The sequence below is a fragment of the Acetivibrio saccincola genome, from assembly GCF_002844395.1.
Lineage (GTDB): Bacteria > Bacillota > Clostridia > Acetivibrionales > Acetivibrionaceae > Herbivorax > Herbivorax saccincola.
Genome location: NZ_CP025197.1, coordinates 2699695 through 2714036, shown reverse-complemented (window position 1 = coordinate 2714036; position 14342 = coordinate 2699695). Strand labels below are relative to the sequence as shown.

General features: G+C 35.6%; 11 protein-coding genes and 1 pseudogene. 11 read left to right on the top strand and 1 reads right to left on the bottom strand.

Annotated features, from left to right (window positions below; genetic code table 11):
* Positions 1-104: 104 nt before the first annotated feature.
* The 5 genes from HVS_RS12190 (at position 105) to cobC (ending at position 4927) form a co-directional block, all read left to right on the top strand.
* Positions 105-1454, top strand: coding sequence for an aspartate kinase (locus HVS_RS12190; protein ID WP_101302757.1), 1350 nt, complete (start codon positions 105-107; stop codon positions 1452-1454).
* 181 nt (positions 1455-1635) lie between these two features.
* Complete coding sequence (cbiB, locus tag HVS_RS12185; RefSeq protein ID WP_101302755.1) at positions 1636-2691, top strand: adenosylcobinamide-phosphate synthase CbiB; 1056 nt, start codon at positions 1636-1638, stop codon at positions 2689-2691.
* Positions 2692-2787: 96 nt separating this feature from the next.
* Positions 2788-3396 carry a bifunctional adenosylcobinamide kinase/adenosylcobinamide-phosphate guanylyltransferase gene (gene cobU, locus HVS_RS12180; RefSeq protein WP_101302753.1) on the top strand — a complete coding sequence of 203 codons (609 nt, stop codon included), beginning with the start codon at positions 2788-2790 and terminating at the stop codon, positions 3394-3396.
* Between the two features lie 129 nt (positions 3397-3525).
* Positions 3526-4305 (top strand): adenosylcobinamide-GDP ribazoletransferase, encoded by a 780-nt coding sequence (gene cobS, locus HVS_RS12175; protein ID WP_101302751.1) that lies wholly within the window; start codon positions 3526-3528, stop codon positions 4303-4305.
* Positions 4306-4336: 31 nt separating this feature from the next.
* The gene (gene cobC / locus HVS_RS12170; protein WP_101302749.1) at positions 4337-4927 is read left to right on the top strand and encodes an alpha-ribazole phosphatase; all 591 of its coding nucleotides are present in this window, start codon (positions 4337-4339) and stop codon (positions 4925-4927) included.
* 70 nt (positions 4928-4997) lie between these two features.
* Here the strand turns inward: cobC and HVS_RS12165 are convergent, their stop codons facing one another.
* Complete coding sequence (locus HVS_RS12165; protein WP_101302747.1) at positions 4998-6248, bottom strand: methyl-accepting chemotaxis protein; 1251 nt, start codon at positions 6246-6248, stop codon at positions 4998-5000.
* Positions 6249-6598: 350 nt separating this feature from the next.
* Between HVS_RS12165 and HVS_RS12160 the strand changes: the two genes are divergently transcribed.
* From HVS_RS12160 to HVS_RS12135, 6 genes and pseudogenes are all read left to right on the top strand, one after another.
* On the top strand, positions 6599-7978 hold the full coding sequence (locus HVS_RS12160) for a beta/alpha barrel domain-containing protein (protein WP_101302745.1): 1380 nt from the start codon (positions 6599-6601) through the stop codon (positions 7976-7978).
* A gap of 116 nt (positions 7979-8094) precedes the next feature.
* Positions 8095-10023, top strand: coding sequence for an aconitate hydratase (locus tag HVS_RS12155; RefSeq protein ID WP_101302743.1), 1929 nt, complete (start codon positions 8095-8097; stop codon positions 10021-10023).
* Positions 10024-10134: 111 nt separating this feature from the next.
* A complete protein-coding gene (locus HVS_RS12150) occupies positions 10135-11499 on the top strand; it encodes an RsmF rRNA methyltransferase first C-terminal domain-containing protein (protein ID WP_101302741.1) in 1365 nt (454 codons plus the stop codon).
* A 1-nt stretch (position 11500) separates the two neighbouring features.
* Positions 11501-12241, top strand: a complete 741-nt coding sequence (locus HVS_RS12145; protein WP_101302739.1) for a pseudouridine synthase — start codon at positions 11501-11503, stop codon at positions 12239-12241.
* 40 nt (positions 12242-12281) lie between these two features.
* Positions 12282-13446 (top strand): annotated as a pseudogene (locus HVS_RS12140) (class I SAM-dependent methyltransferase).
* Between the two features lie 405 nt (positions 13447-13851).
* Positions 13852-14298 carry a carbohydrate-binding protein gene (locus HVS_RS12135; RefSeq protein WP_101302737.1) on the top strand — a complete coding sequence of 149 codons (447 nt, stop codon included), beginning with the start codon at positions 13852-13854 and terminating at the stop codon, positions 14296-14298.
* Positions 14299-14342: the final 44 nt, after the last annotated feature.

The following is a 14342-nucleotide window of genomic DNA, read 5'->3' as shown; positions in this document are numbered from 1 at the left end:
AGTAAAATAAGATGTTAAAGCAAAATTTAAGATATCAAAGTAAAATTTAATTTAAAATATTAAAGTAAAATTTAAGATATTAAACTGAGATTTGGAGGATTGTTATGAAAGTTGTAAAATTTGGAGGAACATCACTGGCAAGTGCAGACCAGATTAAAAAAGTTTGTGATATTATTTTATCCGACCCTAAAAGGCGTTTAATAGTTGTTTCCGCTCCGGGTAAAAGATTTGATGATGATATTAAAGTAACAGATTTATTAATAGATTTAGGGGAAAAGTATTACCAAACTAAAAAAGCTGAAGAAGAATTTAAAAGGGTTATTGACAGGTTTGATGAGATAGTTAAAGGATTAGGATTAGGCGAGGAAACAATAAATATGGTCTATGAAGACTTAAAAGGACGTCTTGAGGGAAGCTATGACAGTAAGGAAAAATTCATAGATGTAATGAAGGCGGCAGGGGAAGACAATAATGCCAAAATAATTGCACAATACTTAGTAAGTATAGGTGTTGATGCAATATATATTAACCCTAAAGATGCAGGTATGCTGCTGAGTGAACAGTGCGGGAACGGCCGTGCGTTGCCTGAAGCATATGATAATTTGAAAAAACTTTCTGAGAGAAAAGAAATAATGATTTTCCCTGGATTTTTTGGTTGCTCCAAAAACGGTGATATTGTTACATTTTCCAGAGGAGGTTCAGATATTTCAGGCTCAATACTTGCAGCAGCCGTTAATGCAGAAGTGTATGAAAACTTCACAGATGTGGATTCAGTATTTGCAGCAGACCCTAAGATGGTTGAAAACCCAAAACCAATACCTGTATTTACCTACAAGGAAATGAGGGAACTTGCATATTCAGGTTTTTCAGTTTTACACGAAGAAACATTTGAGCCTGTTTACAGAAAGAAAATCCCTGTATGCATAAAAAACACAAACAACCCCACTGCTCCCGGAACATTAATTACCCCTGAGAGGGATTCTAAGGGCAGTACCGTTATAGGGATTGCAGGAGCCAGGGGATTTTGCAGCATTTACGTTACAAAATACATGATGAACAGGGAAATAGGCTTTGGTAGAAAAATATTGTCCATCATTGAAGATGAAGGATTATCATACGAGCATACACCTTCCGGAATAGACGATATATCCATAATATTAAAACAAAACCAGCTTGATGAAGAAAAAGAGCGCCGTGTAAAAGAACGCATTATAAAAGAATTGGAAGTGGATGATATATCCATAGAACGTGATTTGGCTTTAGTAATGGTTGTAGGTGAGGGAATGAGGGAAACAGTAGGTATTGCCGGCAGGGCAACAACAGCTCTTGCAAAAGCAGGTGTAAACATAGTGATGATAAACCAGGGTTCTTCAGAGGTTAGCATGATGTTTGGGGTCCAACAGGATGACAACGAAAAGGCAGTAAGGGCATTATATGATGAATTTTTTAAATAACGAAATTTTATGAAAATCAATGAGGTTTTAAACCTGTGCTTGCAAAACCGGTAAAAAATATATATAATGAACTTGCATTAAAGGTAATATAATTACCACTTTTGAAGGAAATATTCCTTAGAAGAGGTTATTTTTACAGTTAAAGAGATACAAGCGACAAATAATATAGGGGGACGAACCAATGAGTTTATACCTGCTGTTGGAAATTTTTATTGCATATGTTCTTGATATTTTGTTAGAAGACCCTCCATGGCTCCCTCAACCGGTTAAGTTTTTAAAATGGCTTATTAAACATGCAGAAAAACTTATAAGAAGTATTGTGGAGGTATTTTCCGCAAAGAAAGTAAAAGCTTTAGGGGACGATGTGGTCCGCAATACCAAAAAGAAAAAAAGAAATGAAAAAATAGCAGGTGTTGTACTTGCAATATTTATTACAGCTTTTGCTTTCTTTTCTGTATACATAATTATCCGGGCAGCGTATAAGGTGCATCCTGTTCTTGCCAGTGTAATAAATATTTATTTCATTTATACTGCTTTTGCAGCCAGAAGGACAGCAGCTGAAGGCTTTAAAGTTTTTGATGCCTTAAAAGAAAGGGATATTTTCAGAGCCAGGAAATTTCTTTCCACAGTGGCAGGAAAGCACACGGAGAATTTAGATGAGAAGGAAGTAATAAAAGGGGCAGTTGAAGCAACTGCAGAAAGTACTTCTGATAATGTGATAGCGCCTGTTTTTTATACTTTTGCAGGCTCATTTTTCGGGCTGGCAGCACCCTTTGTGTATGCATTTAAAGCCATTAGTACTTTAGACTCAATGGTAGGATATAAAAATGAAAAGTACAGGTATTTAGGATGGGCTTCTGCAAGACTGGACGATATTGCAAATTTTATCCCTGCAAGGCTTACAGGGATTCTTATAGTGGTAAGTGCCTTTATAAGCCAAAATGACTATTCATCAAGTTATGCTATAATGAGAAGGGACAGGAGAAAACACTTTAGCCCCAATTCCGGTTATCCGGAAGCTGCAGTTGCAGGTGCCCTTGGTGTAAGGCTTGGAGGCAGTGGTCTTTATTTTGGTGACATAGTTGAAAAGCCTATAATAGGGGATCCGGTAAATGAACTGGATATCAGGAATATAACCCAGGCAATAGTTCTTATGTATATTGCATCTGCTTTATCAATGGTTTTGTTTACCATTTTTTATATATCTGTGTACTTTTTGAAGGGGTTTTTTGCATAAAGTGTTTGCATAAAGTATTTATAAAGTATTTATAAAGTATTTTACATAAAGAATATTGTAAAGCATTTTGCGTAAATCAAACAGGTGAGTGTTAATATGGAGAATTGTTTTAAAAAAAGAGAGCCGTCATGCTCTCTAAATTTTATTATGATTACCGGTGGAAGCAGGAGCGGTAAGAGCACTTTTGCTGAATCAATTGCCAAAGGCTATGAATACAACAAAAAAGGTGATGTATTATACATTGCCACATGCATACCTTTTGATGAAGAAATGAAAACAAGGGTAAGAAAACACAGGATGCAAAGACCTTCCCATTGGCATACCCTTGAAGCATATAAAGATTTTGATGTGCATTTAAAAAAAGATGAAAACAAAAAGACAATCATTTTAGTTGACTGTATAACCCTTATGATTTCTAATATAATGTTTGAAGAAAATTCAGACTGGGAAAATGCAGGGGAAAACCAAATGAATTATGTGGAAAACAAGATAAAGAATGAGATAGATAAACTTCTTGATGCAGTAAAAGAAAATAATGCCACTTTAATAGCTGTTACAAACGAAGTAGGGATGGGTATTATCCCGGCAAACAAATTATCAAGGATTTTCGGGGATATTGCAGGAAGGGTTAATCAAAAACTTTCGAAAGTAGCCAGTGAAGTTTATTTTTGTGTATCCGGCATTCCTGTAAAAATTAAAGGTTAGGCTCATTAAAACCGGGTTAAGTTATTTTAAACTTAGGTGCAGAAGTTTATTTTTAAGAAAAAAGTATAATTTTAAAAGAGTATAGCTTCAAAAGTAGAGATAATAAGAGTATAGCTTCAGAGGTAATATATGAAAAGAATTAAGAGGTATGCTAAAAGATTTATTATAATGCTACAGTTTTTTACAACAATACCCATAAAGGAAAACATAAATTGCCATGCAGAGGATTATGGAAAGGGACTGGTTTTTGCCCCCTTTACCGGGTTAATTATAGGAATTATATTAATGGGTATATACTGCGGTTTGGAGCTTTTTTTTCCTCATGAAGTAGTATTTGCATTTATAATAATTGCATATATTGTTTTGACAGGAGGAATTCATCTTGACGGTTTAGCCGATACATTTGACGGGCTATTTTCCGGAAAGTCAAAGGAAAAAATTCTTGAAATAATGCGTGACAGCAGGATTGGAACTAATGGGGTGCTGGCAATTGTATCCTTGCTTTTACTAAACTACGCATTGTTTGTATCTTTGGATTTACAGGATATTAAAACAGTTTTAATTTTATTTCCTGCAGCAGGCAGAATGGCTTCTTTAATTGGAGCCGGAGCCTCCGGATATGCAAGAAAAACCTGGGGGCTTGGCAAATCATTCATTGATTTTTGCGATCTCAAAGAAGTTATAGCCGGCTCTCTTATCTACACGCTGGCAATATACATTGGCCTTGGTGTGGAAGGATTGGTTATAGCTTCTTTAACAATTTTGTTTCCCTATATAATTTTAAAACTAATAGAAAAAAAGATACAGGGGGCAACAGGGGACGTTTTAGGGGCACTTTGTGAATTAAACCAGACATTTTTTCTTATATGTTTTATGCTTTATAAAGGGGTAATTTTTAAAATTTTTTAAAGAATATAAAGAATATGCGAGGTTGATTATAATGCTGGAATTAATACTTATAAGACATGGGCAGACAGACAGCAACAAAAGAAGGACTTATGTGGGCTGGACTGATGTGGAGCTAAATGAAGAGGGAATAAGGCAAGCCCGTAATTTGAAGGAGAAGCTGAAAAACTTATCCGTTGACAAGATATATTCAAGCCCGCTAAAAAGAGCCAGAAAAACCGCTGAAATAATAAATGAAAACTTTAACCTTGACATTCATTATGACAACAATTTAAAAGAAAGAAATTTTGGCATATGGGATGATTTAACAGACGATGAAATAAAAAAACTCAATGAAAAAGAGTACAATGCCTGGCAAAAGGATTGGAAGAACTATCCCGTTAAAGGCGGGGAAAGCGGGATGGACTCTTATGAAAGAGTGATAAAGTTTACAGAAAACATTTTAAATTCTTTTGACAGCGGTAGGATATTAATAGTGTCCCATTTAGGGACAATAAGATTTATGTTAAGTTATTTACTTGGAATGGGAATTGAAGGTTCCTGGAGGTTCAGGCTGGATAATTGTGAAATGGCAAAAATCCAAGTCACAGATGGTTATGGAATATTAACTTCCCTTGGGAAATAAATAAAAAAACCACCTTCTGATTAAGCAAAAGGCAAAACCATTGCAAATAACCAAAAGGTGATTTAAAATTTTATTTTTTATACTCTTTTAATTTATTATCAAGTTCATGAACTAATTGCTCAAGGCTTAGGGCAGATCCTCTTATATTTTCTAAAGCTTTAAGCTCATGTTCTGTGGTAGCTGCAACTTCCTGGCTTGCAGCTGCAGTTTCTTCTGAAACGGATGAAATATTTTCAATGGCGGTGTTAACCTGTACTTTGTCATTTTGCATTTTATTAACTGACTGGTTAACATCATTGATTTTTTCTATAATATAGTTTATTGCGTTGGCTATATTATTAAATGCATCCCCTGTTTTGTTAACTGCTTCATTTTGCTCTTGAGAAACCTTTTTCATGGTTTCCATAGATTTTATTGCCAGGTTTGATTCTTCCTGTATGCTCTGCATTAAAAGGCTTATTTCTTCTGTGGACTGCCTGCTTTGGTCTGCCAGCTTTCTTACCTCCTCTGCAACAACAGCAAAACCTTTTCCCGCCTCTCCGGCTCTTGCAGCCTCAATTGCAGCGTTTAGGGCCAGAAGGTTAGTCTGCTCCGCTATATTTTCAATGGACTCCACAAAAAGACCGATATCCTGGGTTGTGTCGGTGAGCTTTCTAATAACTGCAAATATTTTTTCAGCGGTATCAGAGTTTTCCTTTGACTTAGCCCTTAGTATGTTTACAGAATCTAAACCTATATTATTTAATTCCGTTATTTTTCTTGTTTCCTCGGTAATACCGGAATAACTTTCATATACAGAGTCAATTTGCTCAGAAAGATTATCCACCATTTCAACACCCTTTTGTGCCTGTGATGCCTGTTCTGATGCCCCTTTTGCAATATCATCCATTGTCTTTGCAATGTCGTCCATTGCCAATGTGGCTTGTTCGGCACTGGCGCTTACAGTTTGGGTTGCAGTCAGTATTGATTTTGATAATTCATTAAAATTATCAATTAGCTGTTGAATGTTCTTATAGGACTCCTTAACAGACATGGCAGCTGATTTTAATATGAAATTCTCATAATTTTCAAAGGAGTGAGAAAAATCTTTTTCTTTTCTTGTTAAATCCACCTCATCTTGAAACTGTTTTATAATCTTTTTAAATATGAGATAAGATACCGTTATAATACCGGATATACATATAGCGTTTCCAATAAAAAATACAATTGATGTGAGCCAGCTTTTTGTTATAACCCCTGCTATGACGCTAAACATTATGGAAACTGCTGCTATTGCCAATAAGAATACCAGCTTTGGATTGTTTTTGAAGAATTTTTTCATATTTTTCCCTCCATTAAATATGTAGAACAGAAAAAAGAATTATTATGCAAAAACAGATAAGCCTAAAGCGCTGTCACTTTATATATTTCTATAAAAATTTTAAAAATCCTTCTTTATTAATTTTATTGAGTTTGGTAAATGTATCCTGTATCTTAAAATTTGTCAAAAACCCTTTGTTTTAAGAGAGTTGACATGGTTTATATAATTGTATACAATTAAACGGGAATAGTAATACATATACAAATTAGACTTTTTTATTACTACATTTTCAAGATTATCAATAGTAATCCAAATGACAATTGTTTTTTGTACATGGTTCATGGAGTGGGTTTTTCTAAGGGGGTTAATTTATGATAGTATTTAACAAAAAGACCAATACACTTGAGCAAACTAAATATAAACATTCACTTCAAGATGTAAAGGAGCCCAATCTTTACAGGGATTTATTTAATTATGATGAGATACCAAAATGTACATTTAATCATAGAAAGGTTCCAATGCGGCCGGCAGATGAAATATGGATAACCGATACCACATTCAGGGACGGGCAGCAGGCCAGGGCACCTTATACTGTAGAGCAGATACTAAGGCTTTTTGACCTTCTACATAAGTTAGGAGGTCCTAAAGGAATAATCCGTCAGTGTGAATTTTTTTTGTATAGTGACAGGGATAAAGAAGCAGTATATAAATGTCTGGAAAGAGGTTATAAATACCCTGAGGTTACAAGCTGGATAAGGGCAACAAAAGAAGATTTTAAACTTGCAAAAAATATGGGTATGAAAGAAAGCGGGATACTGGTAAGCTGTTCAGATTACCATATTTTTAAAAAGCTTAATATGACAAGGAAGCAGGCATTAGAGCACTATCTTAACATTATAAAAAGTGCAATAGAAGTGGGTATAAGGCCAAGATGTCACTTTGAAGATATTACCAGGGCTGATTTTTATGGATTTATTGTTCCTTTTGCCTTAGAATTGAAAAAGCTTATGGAAGAAACTAAAATGCCAATAAAGATAAGGGCTTGTGATACTTTAGGATACGGGGTTCCTTATCCCGGCGCAGCTTTGCCAAGGAGTGTCCCCGGAATTATTTACGGGTTAAACCACTATGCAGGTTTCCCAAGTGAACTTATAGAGTGGCATGGACATAATGATTTTTATAAAGCGGTGGTTAATTCAGCTACCGCATGGCTGTACGGTGCTTCAGCGGTAAACTGCTCTTTATTGGGAATTGGAGAAAGAACAGGAAACACCCCTTTAGAAGCTATGGTTATTGAATATGCCCAATTAAGAGGTACTACAGACGGAATGGACACCACTGTTATAACAGAAATTGCAGAGTATTACGAAAAAGAAATTGGATACCGAATACCATCAAGGACACCATTTGTAGGAAAGTACTTTAACGTCACCAGGGCAGGCATACATGCAGACGGACTTTTAAAAGATGAAGAAATTTACAATATATTTAATACATCCAAGCTCCTTAACAAACCTGTGGGAGTTGCTGTAAACCAGACTTGCGGCCTTGCCGGTATTGCCCACTGGGTTAACAGCCATTTTGGTCTTGAGGGGGAAAAGAGAATTGATAAAAAGGATGAAAGGATTAAGAAAATAAAAGAATGGGTGGATGAACAGTACAAAAACGGTCGTGTTACCTCAATAGGGGATGAGGAATTAGAAGAAGTTATACGAAAACTTACTCCTGACATTTTTGATTTGGGTATATAAATATTTTTTATAAATTCTTTAATATTTACAAATTCTTTTAGGAATTAAAAGACAATTTAAAATGCAACAGTAAAAAATTATTGTAACTATAAAAAATATAAAGAGGGGATAAATTTATGGGACTTAATTTAGCGCAAAAAATAATTAAAGAACATTTAATAAGCGGGGAAATGGTAGAAGGAAAAGAGATAGCTATAAGAATTGACCAGACTCTGACCCAGGACTCTACCGGTACAATGGCTTATTTGCAATTTGAAGCTATGGGAATACCAAGGGTTAAGACAAAAAAATCCGTTGCATATATTGACCACAATACCCTGCAGGCTGGTTTTGAAAATGCAGATGACCATAAGTATATACAGACAGTGGCAGCAAAGCACGGTGTTTATTTTTCAAGACCCGGAAATGGTATTTGCCACCAGGTGCATTTAGAAAGGTTTGGCGTTCCTGGAATGACTCTCTTAGGCTCTGACAGCCATACCCCTACAGCAGGCGGGCTGGGTATGCTTGCCATTGGTGCAGGGGGATTGGACGTTGCAGTTGCAATGGGTGGAGGACCATACTACCTTACAATGCCAAAGGTTTGCAAAGTAACCTTAAAGGGAAAATTAAGACCGTGGGTTAGTGCAAAGGATATCATTTTAGAGGTTTTAAGAATTATGACTGTAAAAGGCGGAGTCGGAAAGATAATTGAATATGCGGGAGACGGCATTAAAAGCTTAACTGTGCCGGAGCGCGCTACCATTACAAACATGGGAGCAGAGCTTGGGGCAACAACTTCTATTTTCCCAAGTGATGAAGTGACAAGAGAGTTTTTGAAGGCGCAGGGAAGAGAAGAGGACTGGGTAGAATTAAAGCCTGATCCTGATGCTGTATACGATGAAGAACTGGAGATAGATTTAAGCAGCTTAGAGCCTTTAGCAGCAAAGCCCCACAGTCCTGACAACGTTGAGAAGGTAAAGGACATAGGAAAAATTAAAGTGGACCAGGTTGCTATAGGTAGCTGTACAAACTCTTCTTTCATGGACATGATGAAAGTTGCAAAAATACTAAAGGGTAAGACAGTTCACCCTGACGTGAGCCTTGTAATTGCACCAGGTTCCAAACAGGTGCTTACAATGATTGCCAAAAATGGTGCTTTAGCAGACATGGTTGCAGCAGGAGCAAGAATTTTAGAAAGTGCGTGCGGGCCATGTATAGGAATGGGGCAGGCACCTAAAACCAATGCAGTATCCCTTAGGACATTTAACAGGAATTTTGAAGGCAGAAGCGGAACAAAATCAGCCCAGGTTTACCTTGTAAGCCCGGAAGTGGCAGCTGTCAGCGCCATTACAGGGGTGCTTACAAATCCTGAAGAATTTGGAGAGGCGCCACAAGTTGAAATGCCTTCAGAATTTATTGCAGATGACAATATGATTGTGCCACCGGCGCCTGAAGGAGAAGAAGTGGAAGTTGTAAGGGGACCTAACATCAAGCCGTTCCCACTAAATAAGGAATTGGAAAATGAAATTGGAGGCAAAATTCTTATAAAAGTAGAGGATAACATAACTACTGACCATATTATGCCGTCAAATGCAAAGCTTTTGCCATACAGGTCAAATGTCCCTTATCTTGCAGAGTACTGCCTCACACCGTGTGATCCTGATTTTCCTAAGAGGGCAAAGGAAAACAACGGAGGATTTATTGTGGGAGGTTCCAATTACGGTCAAGGTTCCAGCAGGGAACATGCTGCACTTGCGCCGCTTCAATTAGGAGTAAAAGGAGTTATAGCAAAGTCATTTGCAAGGATTCACATGGCAAACCTGATAAACTCCGGTATTATTCCTATGACTTTTGAAAATGAAGGGGATTATGATGAAATAGATATGGGAGATGAGATTGTAATAGAAAACATTATAGATCAGATTAAAAGCGGCAGCAGGCTTATTGTAAAGAACAAAACAAAGAACAAAGATATACCAGTTAATGTAAGTTTATCTGAAAGACAAGTGGAAATTATATTAGCAGGCGGCCTTATTAATTATACAAAAAAGCAAAGTAAATAAAAAAATATTTATTTGAATAAATATTTTTAAGTTAAAAAGTCAAATAATAAAATCCCATTTTTAAACGGATTTTATTATTTGACTTATTCCCTATAAACAGGAGTTAGTAATATGAGAATTCCAGAGAAGTTTTTAAAAAAAATGAAAATGCTCCTTGGAGATGAAGAATTTAAATCATTTTTAAAGTCTTACGACTACCCTGGCTACCGAGGGCTTAGAGTAAACACCCTTAAAATAAGCGTTGAAGAGTTTTTAAAAATCTCTCCCTTTAATTTAAAACCCATTCCCTGGACAAAGGATGGGTTTTACTGCTCAAAGGAGGACAGCCCTGGAAAGCACCCCTTTTATCATGCAGGTCTTTATTACATTCAAGAGCCCAGTGCCATGTTCACGGGGGCTGTAATTGATGCCAAACCCGGAGAATATGTATTGGACCTTTGTGCTGCCCCGGGAGGAAAAACCGTTCAAATGGCAGCAGGAATGAAGGGAAAGGGGCTGTTGGTGGCGAATGATATTAGTTCTAACAGGGTAAAGGCGTTGGTAAAAAATATAGAATTGCTGGGTGTGACAAATTCAATAGTTACAAATGAAACCCCTGAAAATCTTGCGTGTAAATTTCCGGAATTTTTTGACAAAATACTTGTTGATGCACCTTGTTCAGGGGAGGGGATGCTGAGAAAAGATGAAAATGCTGCAAAAAGCATTGAAAACTTTGATTGCAGCGTGTATCCCGGTATGCAAAAGGGTATTTTAGAAAATGCCTATAAAATGTTAAAGCCAGGCGGTCAATTGGTCTATTCAACTTGTACTTTTTCACCGGAAGAAAATGAAATGGTAATAAGCTGGTTTTTAGATAAATTTAAGGATTGTAAGCTTTGTGGTATAACAAAAACAGCGGGTATTGAAAGCGGCAGACCTGAGTGGGCGGATGGAAATTGTGAGCTTTTAAAGACTGCAAGACTTTGGCCTCATAAATTAGAGGGTGAGGGGCATTTTACAGCTCTTATTAAAAAATCAGGTGATGCAGAAAGAATAAATAAAGGTAAAGAAGATTATATTGAAAATGAAGAGCTTAAGCCTTTTTATGATTTTATAAAAGAAAATATGGCCTGGGAAATAAAGGGTTTTTTAACCTTGAAAAAAAAGCATTTGTATCTATTGCCGGTGAAAACCCCTGATTTATCAGGTATAAAAGTATCTAAATTCGGGTGGTACCTGGGAGAGTTTAAAAGGGAAAGATTTGAGCCCAGCCACTCATTTATAATGGCTCTTAAAAAAGAGAATATTGTAAACACTATAAATTTTGATTGTGATTCACTGGAGATATTTAAGTATTTAAAGGGTGAAACATTGATAGTTGACGGCAATAAAGGGTATACCGGTGTATTGGTAAACGGGTACACTGTTGGATGGGCTAAACAGACAGGTTCTATGTTGAAAAATCTTTATCCTAAGGGATGGAGGATGGTGACTTAATTTGCGGGAAACTCAAAGGGTAGATAAGCTGCTGTCAAATTCAGGGTTTGGCACCAGAAAAGAAGTCAGGAAACTAATTAAAAGCGGTGCTGTAAAAGTTGACGGGACAGTTATAACAGACGCTGGTATTCATATTGATCCGGTAAACAGTCTGGTTGAAGTAGGAGGAGAAGTAGTCAAATACAGGGAATATATATATGTCATGATGAATAAGCCTAAGGGGGTAATATCTGCAACTTATGATAAAAGACATATGACAGTTGTAGATATTTTACCTGAGGAGTATAAATGTTTTAACCTTTTCCCGGTAGGTCGGCTGGATATAGATACAGAAGGGCTTTTGGTACTTACAAATGACGGACAGTTTGCCCATGAAGTTTTGTCGCCTAAAAAACATGTACCCAAAAAATACCATGCCATCATTGAAGGAACAGTTACTCAAGAAGATGTACGGCGTTTTAAAGAAGGTGTTGTATTAGATGATGGCTACAAGACCCTTCCGGCAGAGTTAAATATATTAAATTCAGAAGACACCTCCCATGTGGAAGTTGTAATTTATGAAGGAAAATTTCATCAAATTAAAAGAATGTTCCAGGCGGTAGGTAAAAGAGTTAAATATTTAAAAAGAATTGAGATGGGAAAATTAAAGTTAGACAGCACCCTCTTAATAGGGGAGTGCAGGGAATTATCCAAAAAAGAAGTGGCATTACTTAAAATATCAAATGATTCTGATATAAATTAAATACTTTTAAAAAAAGAGAGGTAAAGAAGAGGTAGAGTTTATGAATAAGCAGGTGATAAATAAATTAGCTTTATTTTTAACAGGCTTAGAGCAGAGGTACAAAGATAATATAGACTTTTTTAAAAAGATAAGTTTTAATTTTAAGTCTGGAAACAGGGATTTTACAGGAAGTGTTTGGGCAGATGATGATATATTGAACCTAAATTTTAACACCCGGACTGAAAAAATAAGAATAGAAGAATTTGCAAATAAAATATCCATGTATGCTAAGGATTATGACAGCTTAGTCTTTATATACGAAGAGAGGGGCAGCACTATTATTATAGAGGCTGATGATAAAAATGTTAAAATGAGGACTGAAAATTCCGGCAAAGAAAGCGGTTTAGAGACAGGGCACGCTGATTCCCCTAAGATATCCAACAGGGATTATTATATAAAAGTTGGGCAGGCAAATGAGCTTTTAAGGGAAATAGGTATTTTAGGAGCTAATAATAAAGTTAAAAATAATATGATACGAAAATACAATCAAATTGACCATTTTGTTGAGCTTATTGATGATATAATAAAAGAACTGTATGAAAAAAATGATTCCATAACTGTTTTAGATAGCGGATGGGGGAAATTATATCTTTTATTTGTTTTAAATTATTATATCAGGGAAGTTTTGAAAAAGCCTTGCTATTTTATAGGATTGGACAATTCAGATTCTGTTATTGAAGCTTCCAGAAAAACAGCTTCTAATTTAGGATATAAAAACATGGAATTTGAAGTGACAGATATAAAAAATTATATACCTCAGAAAAAAGTACATTTTAGTCATCAGTTTGCATGCCTGTAACACCGCAACCGACGAGGCCATTGCATTTGCAATAAACAATAATGTTGAGGCGGTAGTGGCGGTACCATGCTGTCAGCAGGAAATACTAAGCCAGTACTCCTTTAAGCCCTTTGAAAGCATAATAAAATATGGTGTCCTGAAGGCACGTATGGCAGATATTATTACTGACGGTATAAGGGCTATATTATTAGAGGCTTCTGGATACAAAGTTTCAGTAGTGGAATATATATCCCCCATTGATACACCCAAAAATCTTATGATAAGGGCTCAGAAGTTGAGGGAGAAGAATAACAAAATGTTAGAAGAGTATAAAATCTTAAAAAAGATGCTAAATATAGAACCTTCTTTAGAAAAATTTATTTTATAAAAAAGTATATTGTGCACATTTAATGTTGAGAACTTTTAGATTTTACTTTTAATTGGTTGACTAGCAGTAGTTTTTTTTGTAAAATAGTTTTAGGTATAAATTCAATGTGTTGTAAAAGCATGTAGGATTAACTGATTATCTCACTTTTTTAATAAAAGTAAAGTCATTTTAAAAAAACGAAGTCAAACCTGCTATTAACTTTTTTATATTAAATTCCGATTAATTATGATGGAATGGTTTTGATTATGTTTTCAGATTTATAAATTTTAGCAAGAAATCATTTATGAAAGTCTAGTTTAATTTATCAATTAAGTAAGTGAATAATATTAGATTTAGCAGTATTAATAAAAATATACGAAGTGGTATTTATAACATTATTAAAATCAAAAATAAGAGGTGATTATCATGGCAAGAGCAAAACAATTGTATGAAGAAAACGGCGTTCAGGTATCAAAATCATCAATACGGGTCGGAGATGAAATTACTCTCTCTTATAGTGGACTATTAGTACAATGCGGTGCGGAATCGGTTTATGCACACATTGGTTACGGAGAGAATTGGGAAGCTAAGGAATTTATACCTATGGAAAGATGTAATGACGTTTTTAAGGCTAAAATTAAAGTGACTCATCCTGATAGTCTCAATATTGCTTTTAAAGACAGCGGGGATAACTGGGACAACAATTCCTACTTAAACTACTCTTTTAAAGTATCTGAAAAACCTGCAAGAACTACAAAAAAAGCAAGTAGTACTACGGAGAAAAAGACCGCCAGTGCTAAAAAGAGCGCAGAGGAAAAGACTACATCAAAGAAGACAACAAAGAAAACTGCTGCCAAAAAGACAAAAAGCTAAAGTTTTTAGGTATAAAAATTTAATATTAAAAAATAAAAAAAGAG

Coding starts and splice junctions, on each gene's coding strand:
- HVS_RS12190 (WP_101302757.1), top strand. CDS start 105: ATGAAAGTTGTAAAATTTGGAGGAACATCACTGGCAAGTGCAGACCAG.
- cbiB (WP_101302755.1), top strand. CDS start 1,636: ATGAGTTTATACCTGCTGTTGGAAATTTTTATTGCATATGTTCTTGAT.
- cobU (WP_101302753.1), top strand. CDS start 2,788: ATGGAGAATTGTTTTAAAAAAAGAGAGCCGTCATGCTCTCTAAATTTT.
- cobS (WP_101302751.1), top strand. CDS start 3,526: ATGAAAAGAATTAAGAGGTATGCTAAAAGATTTATTATAATGCTACAG.
- cobC (WP_101302749.1), top strand. CDS start 4,337: ATGCTGGAATTAATACTTATAAGACATGGGCAGACAGACAGCAACAAA.
- HVS_RS12165 (WP_101302747.1), bottom strand. CDS start 6,248: ATGAAAAAATTCTTCAAAAACAATCCAAAGCTGGTATTCTTATTGGCA.
- HVS_RS12160 (WP_101302745.1), top strand. CDS start 6,599: ATGATAGTATTTAACAAAAAGACCAATACACTTGAGCAAACTAAATAT.
- HVS_RS12155 (WP_101302743.1), top strand. CDS start 8,095: ATGGGACTTAATTTAGCGCAAAAAATAATTAAAGAACATTTAATAAGC.
- HVS_RS12150 (WP_101302741.1), top strand. CDS start 10,135: ATGAGAATTCCAGAGAAGTTTTTAAAAAAAATGAAAATGCTCCTTGGA.
- HVS_RS12135 (WP_101302737.1), top strand. CDS start 13,852: ATGGCAAGAGCAAAACAATTGTATGAAGAAAACGGCGTTCAGGTATCA.